The organism is Phyllobacterium sp. 22229 (genome assembly GCF_052056495.1).
Lineage (GTDB): Bacteria > Pseudomonadota > Alphaproteobacteria > Rhizobiales > Rhizobiaceae > Phyllobacterium > Phyllobacterium myrsinacearum.
The window spans coordinates 209,876-223,434 of sequence record NZ_JBQEPA010000007.1 but is presented as its reverse complement, the minus strand read 5'-3'; the positions used below and the strand labels follow the sequence as shown (position 1 = coordinate 223,434).

At 59.7% G+C, this 13,559-nt stretch carries 15 protein-coding genes; 4 read left to right on the top strand and 11 right to left on the bottom strand.

Annotation, left to right across the window (positions count from 1 at the left end; all coding sequences use genetic code 11):
- Positions 1–6: 6 nt before the first annotated feature.
- Both ACTJJ7_RS11045 and ACTJJ7_RS11040 read right to left on the bottom strand, forming a co-directional pair.
- On the bottom strand, positions 7–969 hold the full coding sequence (locus ACTJJ7_RS11045) for a polysaccharide lyase (RefSeq protein ID WP_105735226.1): 963 nt from the start codon (positions 967–969) through the stop codon (positions 7–9).
- Positions 966–2,303 (bottom strand): adenylate/guanylate cyclase domain-containing protein, encoded by a 1,338-nt coding sequence (locus ACTJJ7_RS11040; protein ID WP_440967085.1) that lies wholly within the window; start codon positions 2,301–2,303, stop codon positions 966–968. Before ACTJJ7_RS11040 ends, ACTJJ7_RS11045 begins: the two co-directional genes overlap by 4 nt.
- 495 nt (positions 2,304–2,798) lie before the next feature.
- On the opposite strand from ACTJJ7_RS11040, the gene ACTJJ7_RS11035 reads away from it, so the two are divergent.
- Positions 2,799–4,142: a nucleotide sugar dehydrogenase gene (locus tag ACTJJ7_RS11035; RefSeq protein ID WP_440967083.1), complete on the top strand. Its 1,344-nt coding sequence runs from the start codon at positions 2,799–2,801 to the stop codon at positions 4,140–4,142.
- Between the two features lie 2 nt (positions 4,143–4,144).
- Here the strand turns inward: ACTJJ7_RS11035 and ACTJJ7_RS11030 are convergent, their stop codons facing one another.
- Together ACTJJ7_RS11030 and ACTJJ7_RS11025 are read right to left on the bottom strand one after the other, a co-directional pair.
- Positions 4,145–5,299, bottom strand: a complete 1,155-nt coding sequence (locus ACTJJ7_RS11030) for a DUF3095 domain-containing protein (RefSeq protein ID WP_440967081.1) — start codon at positions 5,297–5,299, stop codon at positions 4,145–4,147.
- On the bottom strand, positions 5,280–5,672 hold the full coding sequence (locus ACTJJ7_RS11025) for a hypothetical protein (RefSeq protein ID WP_440967079.1): 393 nt from the start codon (positions 5,670–5,672) through the stop codon (positions 5,280–5,282). The genes ACTJJ7_RS11030 and ACTJJ7_RS11025 overlap by 20 nt, the downstream gene beginning before the upstream one ends.
- Positions 5,673–5,775: 103 nt before the next feature.
- On the opposite strand from ACTJJ7_RS11025, the gene ACTJJ7_RS11020 reads away from it, so the two are divergent.
- Positions 5,776–6,570, top strand: coding sequence for a helix-turn-helix transcriptional regulator (locus tag ACTJJ7_RS11020; protein WP_105735222.1), 795 nt, complete (start codon positions 5,776–5,778; stop codon positions 6,568–6,570).
- 8 nt (positions 6,571–6,578) lie between these two features.
- Here ACTJJ7_RS11020 and ACTJJ7_RS11015 read toward each other — a convergent pair whose 3' ends face one another.
- The 7 genes from ACTJJ7_RS11015 to motA are packed head-to-tail and all read right to left on the bottom strand — an operon-like array spanning position 6,579 to position 11,887.
- Positions 6,579–7,019 (bottom strand): hypothetical protein, encoded by a 441-nt coding sequence (locus ACTJJ7_RS11015; RefSeq protein WP_105735221.1) that lies wholly within the window; start codon positions 7,017–7,019, stop codon positions 6,579–6,581.
- A gap of 30 nt (positions 7,020–7,049) precedes the next feature.
- A complete protein-coding gene (locus ACTJJ7_RS11010; protein ID WP_440967077.1) occupies positions 7,050–8,114 on the bottom strand; it encodes an EscU/YscU/HrcU family type III secretion system export apparatus switch protein in 1,065 nt (354 codons plus the stop codon).
- A 17-nt stretch (positions 8,115–8,131) separates the two neighbouring features.
- Positions 8,132–9,160 carry a flagellar motor switch protein FliG gene (locus tag ACTJJ7_RS11005; RefSeq protein WP_130272261.1) on the bottom strand — a complete coding sequence of 343 codons (1,029 nt, stop codon included), beginning with the start codon at positions 9,158–9,160 and terminating at the stop codon, positions 8,132–8,134.
- Positions 9,161–9,213: 53 nt separating this feature from the next.
- Complete coding sequence (gene fliN / locus ACTJJ7_RS11000) at positions 9,214–9,567, bottom strand: flagellar motor switch protein FliN (protein ID WP_105735218.1); 354 nt, start codon at positions 9,565–9,567, stop codon at positions 9,214–9,216.
- Positions 9,568–9,592: 25 nt separating this feature from the next.
- The gene (locus ACTJJ7_RS10995; protein ID WP_440967075.1) at positions 9,593–10,090 is read right to left on the bottom strand and encodes a BAB2_0123 family type IV secretion system effector; all 498 of its coding nucleotides are present in this window, start codon (positions 10,088–10,090) and stop codon (positions 9,593–9,595) included.
- Positions 10,071–11,006: a FliM/FliN family flagellar motor switch protein gene (locus ACTJJ7_RS10990; RefSeq protein WP_440967073.1), complete on the bottom strand. Its 936-nt coding sequence runs from the start codon at positions 11,004–11,006 to the stop codon at positions 10,071–10,073. The genes ACTJJ7_RS10995 and ACTJJ7_RS10990 overlap by 20 nt, the downstream gene beginning before the upstream one ends.
- Positions 11,007–11,014: 8 nt before the next feature.
- A complete protein-coding gene (gene motA, locus ACTJJ7_RS10985; RefSeq protein WP_105735215.1) occupies positions 11,015–11,887 on the bottom strand; it encodes a flagellar motor stator protein MotA in 873 nt (290 codons plus the stop codon).
- Between the two features lie 161 nt (positions 11,888–12,048).
- On the opposite strand from motA, the gene ACTJJ7_RS10980 reads away from it, so the two are divergent.
- Complete coding sequence (locus ACTJJ7_RS10980) at positions 12,049–12,828, top strand: DUF1217 domain-containing protein (protein WP_440967141.1); 780 nt, start codon at positions 12,049–12,051, stop codon at positions 12,826–12,828.
- Positions 12,825–13,550 carry a flagellar basal-body rod protein FlgF gene (gene flgF, locus ACTJJ7_RS10975; protein WP_440967139.1) on the top strand — a complete coding sequence of 242 codons (726 nt, stop codon included), beginning with the start codon at positions 12,825–12,827 and terminating at the stop codon, positions 13,548–13,550. The genes ACTJJ7_RS10980 and flgF overlap by 4 nt, the downstream gene beginning before the upstream one ends.
- Positions 13,551–13,559: the final 9 nt, after the last annotated feature.

The window sequence follows — 13,559 nt, the reverse complement described above, 5'->3', positions numbered from 1 at the left end:
CGGGCGCTAAAGCACCGGGCAGAACTGTGCGTCCATGACGTCTTCGCAGCGCGGCGAACGGCGGAAATCGTCGTAATAGAGCGTCCATTCCTTGTCGTCGGCTGCACGGTACGGGCCAAATTTGAAGTACTGGTTCTTGCCCAGTCCCTTGTCGGCATGGCCGATATGGCCTTTGACCGTCACGATCCATTTGTTGTTGGCAAAAATCTCGACATGGCCCGAGCCGTCAGGGCCGGGCTTCGTGTAGATCGCAAAGTCGATCCAGCCGGAATCCGGCGTTGGCAGCCTGTTGCCGCGGTCCGTCACCGTGATGGCGCTGGTGCAGGTGGTGAACTGCCCGCCATCACCGGATGACCAGTTGGAATCGGTGGCGACCAGGGCGCGCATCTGGTTGGTTTCAGGGCGCAGCCACACCGGCGTCTGCCCGCCGGTGCATGGCTGATCCGCCGCGATCCCGTTCTTTTTGGCTGGCGCGATGTAATTGGTCTCGATGGTGGCGAAGAGTTTTCCCTGGTTGAGCCGCAGCGCCAGGAAGGGGCTGAAATCGCCGACTGCCTTCGGCCCGATTTCGCGTTTCCACTGGGCAATCAGATAACGGTGATCGTCGCTGGGAATGGGGTCGGCAAACTTGACGGCAAATCCGTACCAGACCCCCTGATTGTATGGCACGCGCTTGTCGGTCTTTTCCCAGATTTCCGCCCGTTCACTGCAATTGTGCTTCGTGCCCGGACATAAGGGCTTGACGCTCAGCTTCAGGGCGCCGCGGCCGTTGCGAATGACATCGGACTGAAACTCGACCGTTCCGGCGCTCTGCTCGAAGTTCTTGCGGTAATAGAGGCCGCCGGCCGGAGAAAAGTCCTTGCCGTCAAAACGATCGATGAGCACGTCGCTCCCTGGCTCTGCGCCGGCATGGGATGAGAGGGTCATACTTGCAGCCAGAGCAGCCATCAGAACGGTCTTTCGCTTCATTGCATGAACTTCTCCAGAAGAGGCCTTTGATCCTGGGTCTTGGCGTCGCGGTGCAGCAGCATGACCTGTTCTGCCTCCGACAGGCCGTCATAGGCCACTTCATCAAAGGCTTCGTCCGCCACGACAGTAGCCGATTGTTTGGGCAGGAGAACAGTGACCTTTTGCCCGACACCGCGCAATTTCTCTTCACCCAGGGTGGTCCAGTCACCGCCGCAGTAATTGGCGAATGCCTGGCTGGCGACGATCTCGCGCGCGTACTTTTTGGTCAGGCCCTGCAGCCGCTGCACCTCGTTGACGGCGGAACCGAAGGCGGAAAAGGTCAGGCGGTCCTTCAGGCCGACATTGCCGAACATGACATTGCCGACATGCAGGCCAATGCCGTAGCGAATGTCGCTCAGGCCGTCCTTGCGCCGGTCCCGGTTAAGCTCCGCCACGCGGGCCTGTGCCTTGAAGACAGCCGAAAGGGCCGCCTGGCAGGCGACCTTTGACGGGTCCTTGTGCCGGCCGCAGGGGTAGACCGCCAGAAATCCGTCGCCCATGAAGCTGAGGATTTCGCCGCCGCCGCGATTGAATGGCGCTGCGATCGCATCGAAGAAATGATTGAGCGTATCGATATAGGCCTGGCGGCCTTCTCGCTCGGCCAGCATGGTCGACTGGCGCATGTCGCCCATCACCAGGGCGGCGCGGATCGTTTCGCCGTCACCCCGGCGAATCTGCCCGTTGAGAACGCGCTTGCCGGCATTGCCGCCGAGATAGGTGGTCAGCATGTTGTCGGCCAGCTTGCCGAGAACCGCCATTTTGGCGGCGACAGCCAGATGGTTCTGCAACTTCAGCAGCGCGCCGATCATGCTTTCGCTGAAACCGGCGCTGCTGTCCGTCGACCAGGAGCCCATCATGCCCTGTGTCGACTCGCCGCTGAAGGGCTGCACGAAGGCCAGATAATCCGTCACGCCCTGCTTCTTCAATTCGTCGAAGATGGGGAATTCATGCGGCCCGTCCGCATCGATGCGCCGGCGCACATGCTCCAGATTGTTGCACAGGAGATAGTAATAGGGGCTGAGCAGGAAACGTTCGGGTTTTTCACCCGCATTGTGGCGATAGCCTTCCACCACAAGACCGCTGGCGCGCTGCCAGGTGAAGCCAAGCGCATCGTAAAGCGGGTGCAGCATGGAGAAGGTCAGATGGACCCGCGCAATCGGCAGCCCGGCCGCGGCAATGCGTTCACAAAAACCGCGTATGATTGTCTCAAGATTCTCACCGGCGAGAGAAGAACGTGTGAGCCAGTCTGCGACCTTGTCGAGAAGTATGGTGGAAACATCCGTTTGCGTGCTCATCACTCGTCCTTGTCCTTGCGAACCGCGTCCAGCTTCGATGCGCTGTTCCGTGATCGGCGGGGCACATGAAAAATCATACCCAAAACAAGCAGATACGGAAACAAGATGAGCGAACGGGACGGCGGTGTCAACGCTGGCAGGGGAGCTGCCAGCTGCAAACGCAGTGTCCGGTTCTGTGCGGATGGATGGCTGGGCGGATGGTTCTCTATCGATCCTGATTGTGTGGTGACAGTGAGATGGGCATGTCACCGATCTGAAACAATAGAGCCGCGGCGGTTAATTCGCCGGTTCGGGGCGTTCTCCTGACAACCTCCTGTCAGCAGGCCGCCAGACCGGGCTTGCCGGCGCATCAACTGTTTGTGACAGGCCGGATGAAGCCTGCCTTGCTTGACAGCGGTGGCCGGACCAGCCATCTAAACCGGACGCATTCCGGGCCGCCGCTGCGCCCTCAACCGCATCCGCTCACGCGGCGTGCTTCGCAAAGAAGAGATCGCCTTGGCCGTTTCCTCCTCTCCCTTCTCCGATCTTTCCGCCAAAATCGATGCGCGCACCGCCCAGGCGGGGGTGATCGGGCTTGGTTATGTCGGGCTGCCGCTCGCCATTACTCTTGCCCAGAGCGGGTTCTCCGTTACCGGCTTTGATATCGATCCGAAGAAGATTGTCGCGCTCGATGCCGGCCGTTCCTATATCGAGGCGGTGACCGACGCGGCGCTCGGTGCGCAAACGGCGCAGAACCGGTTCCGGTCGACAAGCGATTTTACCCGGCTTGCCCAGTGCGATGTGATCGTCATCTGCGTGCCGACGCCGCTGACCAAGCACAGGGATCCCGACCTGTCCTTTGTCGAAGCAACCTGCCGCTCGATTGCGGCGACGCTGCGGCCCGGCCAGCTTGTCGTGCTTGAATCGACAACCTATCCCGGAACCACCGATGACATCGTCAAAACCATTCTGGAAAAGACCGGCCTCACATCCGGTGCGGATTTCTTCCTCGGCTTTTCGCCCGAGCGGGAAGATCCCGGCAATCGCGACTTCCAGACCTCGACCATACCGAAGATCGTTGCGGGCGATGGGGAGGAGGCCAGCCGACTGATGCAGGCTTTCTACGGTGCGGCGGTCAAGACCGTTGTTCCCGTCTCGTCCAATGCCACGGCCGAGGCGGTCAAGCTGACGGAGAACATCTTCCGGGCGGTGAACATCGCGCTTGTCAACGAATTGAAGACTGTCTATGCCGCCATGGGTATCGACATCTGGGAGGTCATTGAGGCGGCCAAAACAAAACCCTTTGGCTACATGCCGTTTTATCCCGGCCCCGGCCTCGGCGGCCACTGCATACCGATCGATCCCTTCTATCTCACCTGGAAATCGCGCGAATATGAACTGCCGACCCGCTTCATCGAGCTGGCAGGCGAGATCAATTCCGCCATGCCGCGCTATGTGGTCGGCAAACTGGCCGAAGCGCTGGATATGAGGGCAGGCAAGGCGCTCAGCCGCTCGCGCGTGCTGGTTCTCGGGCTTGCCTACAAGAAGAACGTGCCTGATATCCGCGAAAGCCCGTCGCTGCGCCTCATTGAAATCATTGAGGAGCGTGGCGGCCATGCGGACTACCACGATCCGTTTGTCGGCGAGATACCCTCGACCCGTGAATATATGGCGCTCAAAGGCCGTGCATCCGTGCCTCTGGATGAGAAAACCGTGAAATCCTACGATGCTGTCCTGGTTTCGACCGACCATGACGGCGTGGATTATGCGGCGCTGGCCGAATGGTCGCCGCTGATCGTCGATACGCGCAATATTTTCACCAGGCGCGGGCTCGCCGCCGGGCATATCGTCAAATCCTAGGACTAGGACAGCTTGGCCTTGAGATTGGCGGCCGCCATGGCATAGCCGCCCGATGCCCCGTCGATGAAGTGCATGTGGTTGCGCGCCATGGCGGTGGGGACAAGACAGGTCATCAGGGCAGAATCCTGCCGGTGCAGGCCAAAACGGGCAGTACCCGCCTTGGATGCATTTTCCAGCAGGGCCTCGATGCGCTGCAACCGGGTGGAATCGATATCAATCGTCATCTTCAACCCGTCATCGAACTTGCGGAAATCCGAGTTCTGCGCCACGTCGCGCTTGTACTGTTTCGGGTCGAATTTTCCCCAATGCAGGCCAAGTCTGTCCAGAGTAACGGTCAGGGCGATCTGCGCGAGGATCGCGATCTTGCGGATGAGGCGTTGTCCCTTGCGGGCCGTCGCGCGCGCTTCCGTCTCCACGCCGCTGGTGTTGAACGTGATCGGCGGCCCGTCCTCCGGCAGAGGATGGGCGCCGCGATTCTGTTCGGCGGCAATCGCGACAATCTCGGCAACAAGCTGCTGGAACGGCGCTGTTGCCCCCGCATCGCCGGGAACTGCGATGATCGACAGGATTTCACCATTGCGCGCCTGAATGGGATTCCACCGGCAGGAAAGCCCCGTCAGGTCGGGGCGCGATTCGGATGGACCGGCGGCGATGGCATATTTGCCGGCTTTCATCTGTGCTTCCGCCCAGCTGCTGCCGCCGCCCGTGAACATCGCGTAGAAGACCTCGGGACTGGCGCTGAAGCGGGCGACGCGCACGTCAAGCCCTTGCGCCTTGATCTCGCTCATCGGCACGAGGGCGGCGCGCAGGGTCAATTGCAGGTCCGCATGTACCCAGGCCTGCACCGCGGCAAGGGCTTCCCGCGCCCGCGCGGCCGCGGAGGCCGGAATGGCGACAAGCGCGCCATCGCCGCCGAAGACGAAGGGGTAGTTGTGCCTGCCGAGCGCATTGAGCAGGGCGGAGATGACGCTTGCGCCTGCCATGTTCACGGCCTTGTAACGACCGGCTTCGATCGCCTTGGTCGAACCGACAATATCGGCAACGGCGAGCAGCCAGTCGCCGGGGAGAGGCTGATAATTGCGCGCATCGGCCACGCCTTCGAATTCAACGAAGACGGGAAGCGAATCGAAGAAATCGTCATTTGCGATGGCGCCCATGCAAGGCAATTAGCATATTGTGCGGGAACAGGCGACGGGCAGGGTGAATATGGCGATGGCGCGGGCCTGCCGCCAGGGCAAAACAGGGCCGGACGAACCATACGCGCAGGAGTTGTAGCCACACGTCGGGCGATCGCAACAGTCCGGAGGCAATGCCCGAATTTTGAGGTAAAATGACCGGAAATGCCGGATAATTTACTTCAAAAGGCACGCGTATGTCTGGTTTGTTGAGATTGATACTGGTAATCAGAGGTTGCAAGCGGCTTTCAATCTTTGATAGAACAACTGCTAATTGTTTTTTGCAGCAATTATGTGAAAAACTGCAAATACAATTGTTCATCGCCTTGTCTGCCTGTCTGTCTCGTGCGAGCATGAAGGAGCTGTTAGTTCCATGCGATTAAGAGCCATCTGAAATCCAGAAGAATACCGTTGCGGAAGCCGGCACTTTGCGGGCCAAGAGGAATGACTTGTATCCAATGCTGCTTGAACTGGCTCATTTTCCCGATTTTCAAAAGGGTCTGTTCAAGGACGCGGTGGCTTCGGATACGCTTGCAATGCTCAACGATGTCAAAGCGCAGATTGGCTGCCGCCACATCGCCCATGTCGGCCACCCCGAACCGCGTCCCGGCAGCGAAGTGGTGGATGAGAACGTTCCGCTGCTGATGACCTATCCGGTCAGCTGGATGTTGCGTTATTTTGCCAAGGATTATCTGAAGATCGATCCGGTGATGCAGGGAATGGCGCTGTTTCCGCCGCGTGCCGACGCGCCCGGCACGATCAGCGACCTGACCGCCGACATGACCCTTTCGCTGGCGGTTAGACGGTATCTCATGGATGCGGAACGGCGCGGGCTTGGCAATCTGTACCTTGCGATTTGCGCGACGAATGCCTTCGGTTTCCGCGGGATCACGCTGTTCAGCTTCGACGTGGAAAAGGCGGAGCAAGGTGCCTTTGTCGAGCGCAGGCGCAAACAATTATCCGCAGCATCCGCCCGGATTCACAACGCCTTGCACGGCACCCGCAATCCGGCCCTGGCTGCGATTGTCGCCAATCTTTTGACCAAGCGCGAGATCGACTGCCTGTTCTGGGCGGCGAATGGCAAGACCGATGGTGAAATCGGCGAGATTCTCAACATTGCACGCTGGACGGTGGTGACCTATCTGCAGAATGCCAAGAACAAGCTTGGCTGCTCCAACCGGACATCGACCGTGGCGACAGCCCTTGCTCTCGGCGTGATCGACATACCCACGGTTGCCAAGGCCTATCTCTAGGGAGGCGGCTATTGCGCCTTTGCCGATGCTGAGAGTTGCGGCAGGCGGGCATTCTCGAATGCCTGGGCCAGCAATGCGGTGTTTTGCGCCGGGCTGTGGCCGGTCTCGGCAAATCGCAGATGGTGCAGGTCGATCTCGGCGCTTTCGGATGACAGCGTCAGGCGGAAATAGGCATTGACCCCCATATTGCTGAATTCGAGATCAAGCATGACTTTCGGTGCGGTGTTCCAGTCCAGTGCATATTCACCGCCAAGGCCGAATGTCAGCGTATCCGGATAGAATGTCAGCTCCGTTGCTGAATTGACGATGTCGGCAATGTTGCCGAACAGTTCGCAGCGGATGAAGGCAATATAGTCGGCAACATCCACGAGACGGAGATCCTGGATGACTTCTGTCAGGTGGTTTGAAATGATTTCAACCCGGGCAACCGAATATTGCGTTCTCTTCATCTGCTGTTTACCCGATTGGAAACGACTTTATTATTTACGTCGTACATTAACGAATTGGATCAGTTCTGCCACGGCTTTGTAGAATTCCGGCGCAATGGCGTTATTCACTTGAACTTGCTTATACAATGCACGCGCCAGTTCCACATTCTCGAAAACCGGTATGTCATGTGTCGAGGCAATCTCCCTGATTTTGAGAGCAATCAGATCCTGCCCCTTGGCGACCACGATAGGGGCCGGATCTTTCGCCGGACTGTAGCGTAGAGCAACGGAGAAGTGTGTCGGATTTGCGACGATGAGCGTGGCGGTCGGAACCGAGGCGATCATGCGCTGGCGTGCCCGGTCACGGCCGAGCGAGCGCAACCGCGCCTTCAGCAGCGGATCGCCCTCCGCCTGCTTGTGCTCGTCCTTGATCTCCTGCTTGGTCATGCGCAGTTCGCTGCGCCAGTGGATGCGGGCCCAGGCAAGGTCGAAGGCTGCCAGCGCGGTTACGGCAATTGTCACCGACGCCAGAAGCCGGGTGATGTTGCTGCGGATGAGCTCGGGCAGCTGGCTGGGCTCGGTGATGATCGTATCGACGAAAAAATGGCTGTTGCGGAAGAACATCATGAAAACGATGATGCTGGCTGCCGCGAACTTGAACACCGACTTGAGGAATTCGACGCGCCCGGATGCGCCGAAAATGCGCGTCCAGCCCTTGGCGATGGACACGCGCGAAAACTGCGGCTGGATGCGGTCAAAAACCATGCGTGGGGCGTTCTGCAGCACCGATGCCAGAATGCCGGCGGTGGGAATGATGATGAACACCGGAAGCAAGGCCGCGCCGACCGCCAGGCCGACGATGCCGAACAATTGCCGGGCATCCTGCGCGCTGTTGAGCCGCCATTCCTCCGGCTTGTCGAGCAGGGCCGAGAGGAACGCCACCAGTTTCGAGCCACTGGGAATGGCAACGAAAACCATGATGACGAGAAAGGCGGCGATGGAGGCGAGAATCGGCGCTTCGCGTGAGACCGGCAGATTGCCTTTCTCCATCGCATCACTGATTTTCTTCTCAGTTGCTTCCTCGGTTTTACTCTCTTTGTCGGGTCCGTCCGACATGCTCTAGAGGCTGCCGATCATGCTTCGGGTTCTTGCGGTTCGAGCTTGATATCGCCGCGTTCGGCAAGGGCAATCGCCGTGCGGGCAATCGAGCGCCGTGCCTCGGTGACGGTATTGGCGTTGATGTTTGTCTGGCTCGACAGTTCGGTTTCAACCATGCGCCGTCCGCGTGTCGACAGGGACTGCAGGATGAGTTCCTGCAGGCGTGGCTCGCAGCCATGCAACGCCGAGGTAACCACATCCGTCTGGATTTCATCAAAGAGGATGAGGCGGGCGCGCTGCGATATGCGCACGATGTCCTCGAAGGTGAAGAGCTTGGCCTTGATCTTGGCAAGGTCTTCGGCGCCAAGATCGGTGAGGCTCGCCAGCAGTTCGTCGATCTCCGATTTTTCCAGCTGGTTGATGATATTGGCAACGGTGCCGTGATGGCTCTTCTCTCCGCCGCCATTGTCCTTTCCGGTGACCTCGCGCTGCAGGATGCCTTCCAGCATCGCTATGGTCGATGGCCCCACCTTGCGGATATGCAGCGTGCGCTGGATGATCGCGCCGCGCTCCTGCGGGCCAAAGCCGATCAGCAGCCGCGCGGCGATATCGGAAGGCAGGCGCGAAATCACATAGGCCGTCACCTGGGGATGCTGCGTCGACAGATAGGCTTGCAGGACGTCAAGCGGCACGCGCGGCAGGATATCCCAAACGGATTCCTGCGTCAGCAGCTCAGGACGGCGGTTCTCGATGACCGCGCTGGCCTCTTCCGCCGACAGTGTTTCGCGCAGCAGCCCTTCAAAGCGCATGCCGGCTTCCGAAACCGGCGCGCCGTCGGCGAAGGCGTTTTCGAATTCCTTGACCAGCTCTTCGAAATCACCGGGGGTGATCGGCTCGAGCTTGCGGGCATGGCCGGCAAGCGAACGTAGATCGTCCGCATTGAAATGTTTGAGAAGCCGCGAGGCGGATGGCCGCCCGATCGCCACAAGCAATGCAGCCACCTTTTCCGGGCCTGTCAGGTCCTGGATGGTGTTTTCGCCCTGAGGTGTGTCTTGATCGCTCATGCGGTCTGGCTTCTCGTGCTTTTCTGGAGGAAGGCGGTCTGGCGGCGGACGGCTTAGCTGCCGCTGCCGATGACTTCGGTCAGGCTGACGCCGAAGCGCGAGGAGTCATCCTCGAGGACGATGACTTCGCCGCGCGCAATCACCCGCCCGTTGACGACGATATCGACGGGATCGCCGATCTGCTTGTCGAGGGTCACGACAGCGCCGCGGCCGAGCTTCATGAGATTGGCCACCGGCATCGACGTGCTGCCGAGAACAACTTGTACATCAACGGGAATGCCCATGATGAGATCGATGTTCGGTTTCGATCCGGCGGGCTTGCGGCTTGGCTGCGGTTCGTCGCGCTTGAGATCTTCGATTGCTTCGTTGAGCTCGTCTTCGATGGAATTCTTGTCGGAAATGGCCATGATGGGAAATCCCGTTCACACTGGGTTAAAGGACGGCATTCGCCACGTCAGCACTGCGGACGATGCGATTGACGAACACGGGCAGGACTTTCGCCGGAGCCGCGGGCTGGTTGTGGATAGGCGTGCCGTGACGGGCCTCGGCCGGCGCCGCCGGAACCGGCTGCACAAAGGCGGGGGCGGCAACGCGCTGGGCGGCATCGGCGGCCGGGAAGGGGCGCACATTGTCCTTGAACTCGTTTTTCGCGCGTTCGACCATGCGGATGGTGCGCGTCATTTCCGAACGGGCGCGATCGGAATCCTTGAGTTTGGCTTCCAGGCGCACGCTTTCGTCGCGGCAGGTCTCACGCTCATTCTGCAGGATAAGCAGCGCCTGCTCGAGGCTCCGGGCTGAACCCGCCACCTGCTGCGCCATGGCGCGGCTCATGGCCGTCAGCCGGTTGGCCTTGCGCAGGGCGACGAAGAAGACCGCAAGCCCGGTTGCAATCAGGGCAGCGGAAATGAGATTAGCCAGCAGCAAGCTCATCGAGCAGGTCCTCTTCTTCATTGATCGGGTCGGTGATGCGCACCGTGAATGCCGTGCCGGTCTTGCCCAGACGGCATTTGTAGAGTGCCTGTTTGCCGCTGCGCAGGCGCACCTGATTGATGGCGTCCTTGGGCAGCTGCAGAATCTGGCCGGGTTTCAGGAGGGCGATCTGTTCGAGCGTCATCGATCCCTGTTGGATGAAGGCCTCGATGTCGATATGCGCCCGGCTCACTTCCAGGCGCAGTTTCTTGGCCCAGGTTGGATCGGAATGGTGTGCCGGCTGTTGCAGCATCCGCGCGATGGCATCCTGCATGGGGCGGAAGCTCGAGCGCGGCATCATGATGATGATCTGGCCGCTGTGCCCGCCAACCTTGAGGAGCATCGTGCAGCATATCATGCGCGTGTCGGTCACCGAGGCAACCGAAAAATGCGCGGCTTCCGTCAGTTCGGCGGTCTGGAACAGCGTGTCGCTGCCGCCGGCGAACATGTGATCCAGCGAAGCTGTGACATCGGTGAAAATCTGCCGGGCAACGCCAAGATCGACCGATGTCATTGGCCGGTGCGGCTGGTGATCCTGGTTGGCGCCGGACCCGAAAAGCGCATCGACGCCGCAATCGACGAAGGCGCGGTCGGCGGCCAGCAGCAGGCGCGATGCCCATTTGACCACCTGCACAGTTCCAACCAGCCCCGAGCGCATGAGGGTGCTGGTGATGGCATCCTTCTCGATCGATTCCATGCGGACGAATTCCGCCGCTACGGCGACGTCGGACTGGCTGGCTATTTTGCCGGCAAATGTCGTTACGAGATCGCGGAAGACGGCTTCAAGGGATTTGAGATCGTCCACCGACATGCCGGCGGCGCGCAGGATGCTTTCCGCCAGCACATCCGGTCGTTTCTGTTCTGTCTCGACATCCATTGTTCAGCCTATGCCGCTTGCTGCATCGGAACGGTGGAGATGGTTTCCTGCTCGACCACGTCGATGGACGGACGATCATAGGCCGAAATCGTCTTGCGTCCATATTCGAGGGCGATCTGCGGCAGGGCGCCGTTCATGTAGGCAAGCAGCGTCTGCTTGACGATCATGTAAAGACGGTTCTGCTTTTCGCGCGTCGTTTTGATCTTGGTGGCAATCGGGCCGACCACGCCGTAGGACAGAAAGATGCCGGCGAAGGTGCCGACCAGCGCGGCGCCGATCAGGTGACCCAGCACCTCGGGCGATTCATTCAGCGCGCCCATGGCCTTGATCACGCCGAGCACCGCAGCAACGATGCCGAGTGCCGGCAAACCTTCCGAAATGGCCACCATGGCATGGTATGGCTTCAGCTTGTCACGGGAGATCGTGTGGATTTCCTCGTCCATCAGCGCTTCGATTTCGTGCGAGCGGGCGTTGCCGATAATGATCAGGCGGCAGTAGTCGCAGATGAACTGTGTCAGATCATGGTTCTTCAGGACGCTTGGAAAGGCCTGGAAAATCGCCGATTCATTGGGATTGTCGATGTGGACTTCCACCTCGTTGCGCGATTTGGCGCGCAGTTCCCGCATCAGGGCGTAGAGCACGCCGAGCACATCGAGATAATCACGCTGCTTGGGGACCTTGTTGGTGAAGGCTTCCATGCAGGCGCGTCCGGTATCCTTGACTGCCGAGAAAGGATTGGCAACCAGGAATGTGCCGAGCGCCGAGCCGCCGATGATGACGAATTCCCACGGCTGCATGAGGACACTGACATGCCCGCCCATGGCAATGAAGCCGCCAAGGAGACATCCCATCGTTACAACAAGTCCAACAAGGATACCCAAAGCACTCTCCTGCAAATATTGCCAGCCAGCTGGTACTAGCAAGTGCGGCTTGCGTGAACCTTGCAGACGGAAGCAGGGGAGCCTTGGCTGGAATTGCGCGGACAGCTTCAGGCAAGCTTGCTTTGGCACAGATAGGCGAAAGCCTTGGGAGTGCCATTGCCATGATCAACACGATGACCAGCTACAAACTGATCTCTTCGAATCTGACACGTTCGCTGACAAGGGTGGCGCAGGAACCGGCCGTCCAGCGCGACACGGACTATTATCTGAAGAATATCGGCAAGGTGAAAACCATTGACGACTTCATGAAGAATGACCGGCTGTACAAATATGCCCTGAAGGCCGTCGGCCTGGAGGACATGGCCTTCGCCAAGGCCTTTATCCGCAAGGTCCTCACCGAGGGCACCGGCAAGGACAGCTTTGCCAGCAAGCTGACGGACAAGCGCTACATGGAGTTTGCCACCACCTTCGATTTTGCCAAGCTTGGCGACAAGGCGACGAGCCAGCCGGCCGTGCTCAAGCCGGTGACGGACAAATATGCGCGCCAGACGCTGGAGCAGGAAGCCGGGCAGGACAATGAAGGCGTGCGGCTTGCGCTCTATTTTGCCCGCAAGGCGCCCACGATCACCAATGCCTATGAAATCCTTGGCGACAAGGCCTTGCTCAAGGTGTTCCAGACGACCTTTTCCATTCCGGCGCAGACGTCGAACATGGATATCGACCGGCAGGCCAAGATGGTCACCGACAAGCTCGACCTGAAATCCCTAAGGGACCCGGTGAAGCTCGAAAAACTCCTCACCCGGTTTACCGCGATGTATGAAATGAACAATCCCTCGACCGCTTCCGCCATTCCCTCGCTGCTGATTGGCGGCGACACGCCAGTCGGTATCTCGCAAAGCATCCTGATGACCCTGCAGTCATTCAAGCTGGGTGGCCGCTGATGGAAAACTCGATCTATGTCGGCCTGTCCTCGCAGATATCGCTGGAGCGCCGTCTCGACGCTTTGGCGCATAATGTGGCGAACATGTCGACGCCGGGCTTTCGCGCCACGGGCATGAAATTCGAAACCATGGTGTCGAAGGCGGCCGAAGATTCCAGCTTCGTTTCGGCCGGTCAGAGCTATATCAAGACGGAAGCGGGCCCGATCAGCCAGACCGGCAACCCCCTGGATATCGCCGCGAAGGGCGACGTGTGGTTTTCGCTGCAGACACCGGCCGGGCAGGTCTATACCCGTGACGGCCGCATGCAGATGACGTCGGCGGGTGAGCTGCGCTCAGTCAAGGGATATCCTATCCTGGATGCGGGCGGGCAGCCCCTGGTCATTGATCCCAACGCCGGTCCGCCGGAGATCTCGGCCGACGGCGCGATCTATCAGAACAAGCGCCAGCTGGGCTCCATCGGCCTGTTCACGATCAGTCCCAATGCCAAGCTGACCTATTTCGACAATTCGGCTGTTATTCCGAGTGTCGCCGCGCAGCCGACCATCGACAATCCGCATGCGGGCGTTGTGCAGGGCGCCATCGAGGGATCAAACGTCGACGCGATCGGCGAGATGACCCGGCTCATGAGTGTTACCCGTGCCTTCGAACGGGTCGATGCGCTGCTGCGCGGCAATGAGGGCACTTTTTCCGAAGCCATCAAGACACTCGGATCGAAGACCTGATGCACCGTC

Coding starts and splice junctions, on each gene's coding strand:
- fliN (WP_105735218.1), bottom strand. CDS start 9,567: ATGGCCATTTCCGACAAGAATTCCATCGAAGACGAGCTCAACGAAGCA.
- ACTJJ7_RS11005 (WP_130272261.1), bottom strand. CDS start 9,160: ATGAGCGATCAAGACACACCTCAGGGCGAAAACACCATCCAGGACCTG.
- ACTJJ7_RS10990 (WP_440967073.1), bottom strand. CDS start 11,006: ATGGATGTCGAGACAGAACAGAAACGACCGGATGTGCTGGCGGAAAGC.
- ACTJJ7_RS11025 (WP_440967079.1), bottom strand. CDS start 5,672: ATGCTCGCACGAGACAGACAGGCAGACAAGGCGATGAACAATTGTATT.
- ACTJJ7_RS11010 (WP_440967077.1), bottom strand. CDS start 8,114: ATGTCGGACGGACCCGACAAAGAGAGTAAAACCGAGGAAGCAACTGAG.
- ACTJJ7_RS10980 (WP_440967141.1), top strand. CDS start 12,049: ATGATCAACACGATGACCAGCTACAAACTGATCTCTTCGAATCTGACA.
- ACTJJ7_RS11040 (WP_440967085.1), bottom strand. CDS start 2,303: ATGAGCACGCAAACGGATGTTTCCACCATACTTCTCGACAAGGTCGCA.
- ACTJJ7_RS11020 (WP_105735222.1), top strand. CDS start 5,776: ATGCTGCTTGAACTGGCTCATTTTCCCGATTTTCAAAAGGGTCTGTTC.
- ACTJJ7_RS10995 (WP_440967075.1), bottom strand. CDS start 10,090: ATGAGCTTGCTGCTGGCTAATCTCATTTCCGCTGCCCTGATTGCAACC.
- ACTJJ7_RS11015 (WP_105735221.1), bottom strand. CDS start 7,019: ATGAAGAGAACGCAATATTCGGTTGCCCGGGTTGAAATCATTTCAAAC.
- ACTJJ7_RS11045 (WP_105735226.1), bottom strand. CDS start 969: ATGAAGCGAAAGACCGTTCTGATGGCTGCTCTGGCTGCAAGTATGACC.
- ACTJJ7_RS11030 (WP_440967081.1), bottom strand. CDS start 5,299: ATGGGCGCCATCGCAAATGACGATTTCTTCGATTCGCTTCCCGTCTTC.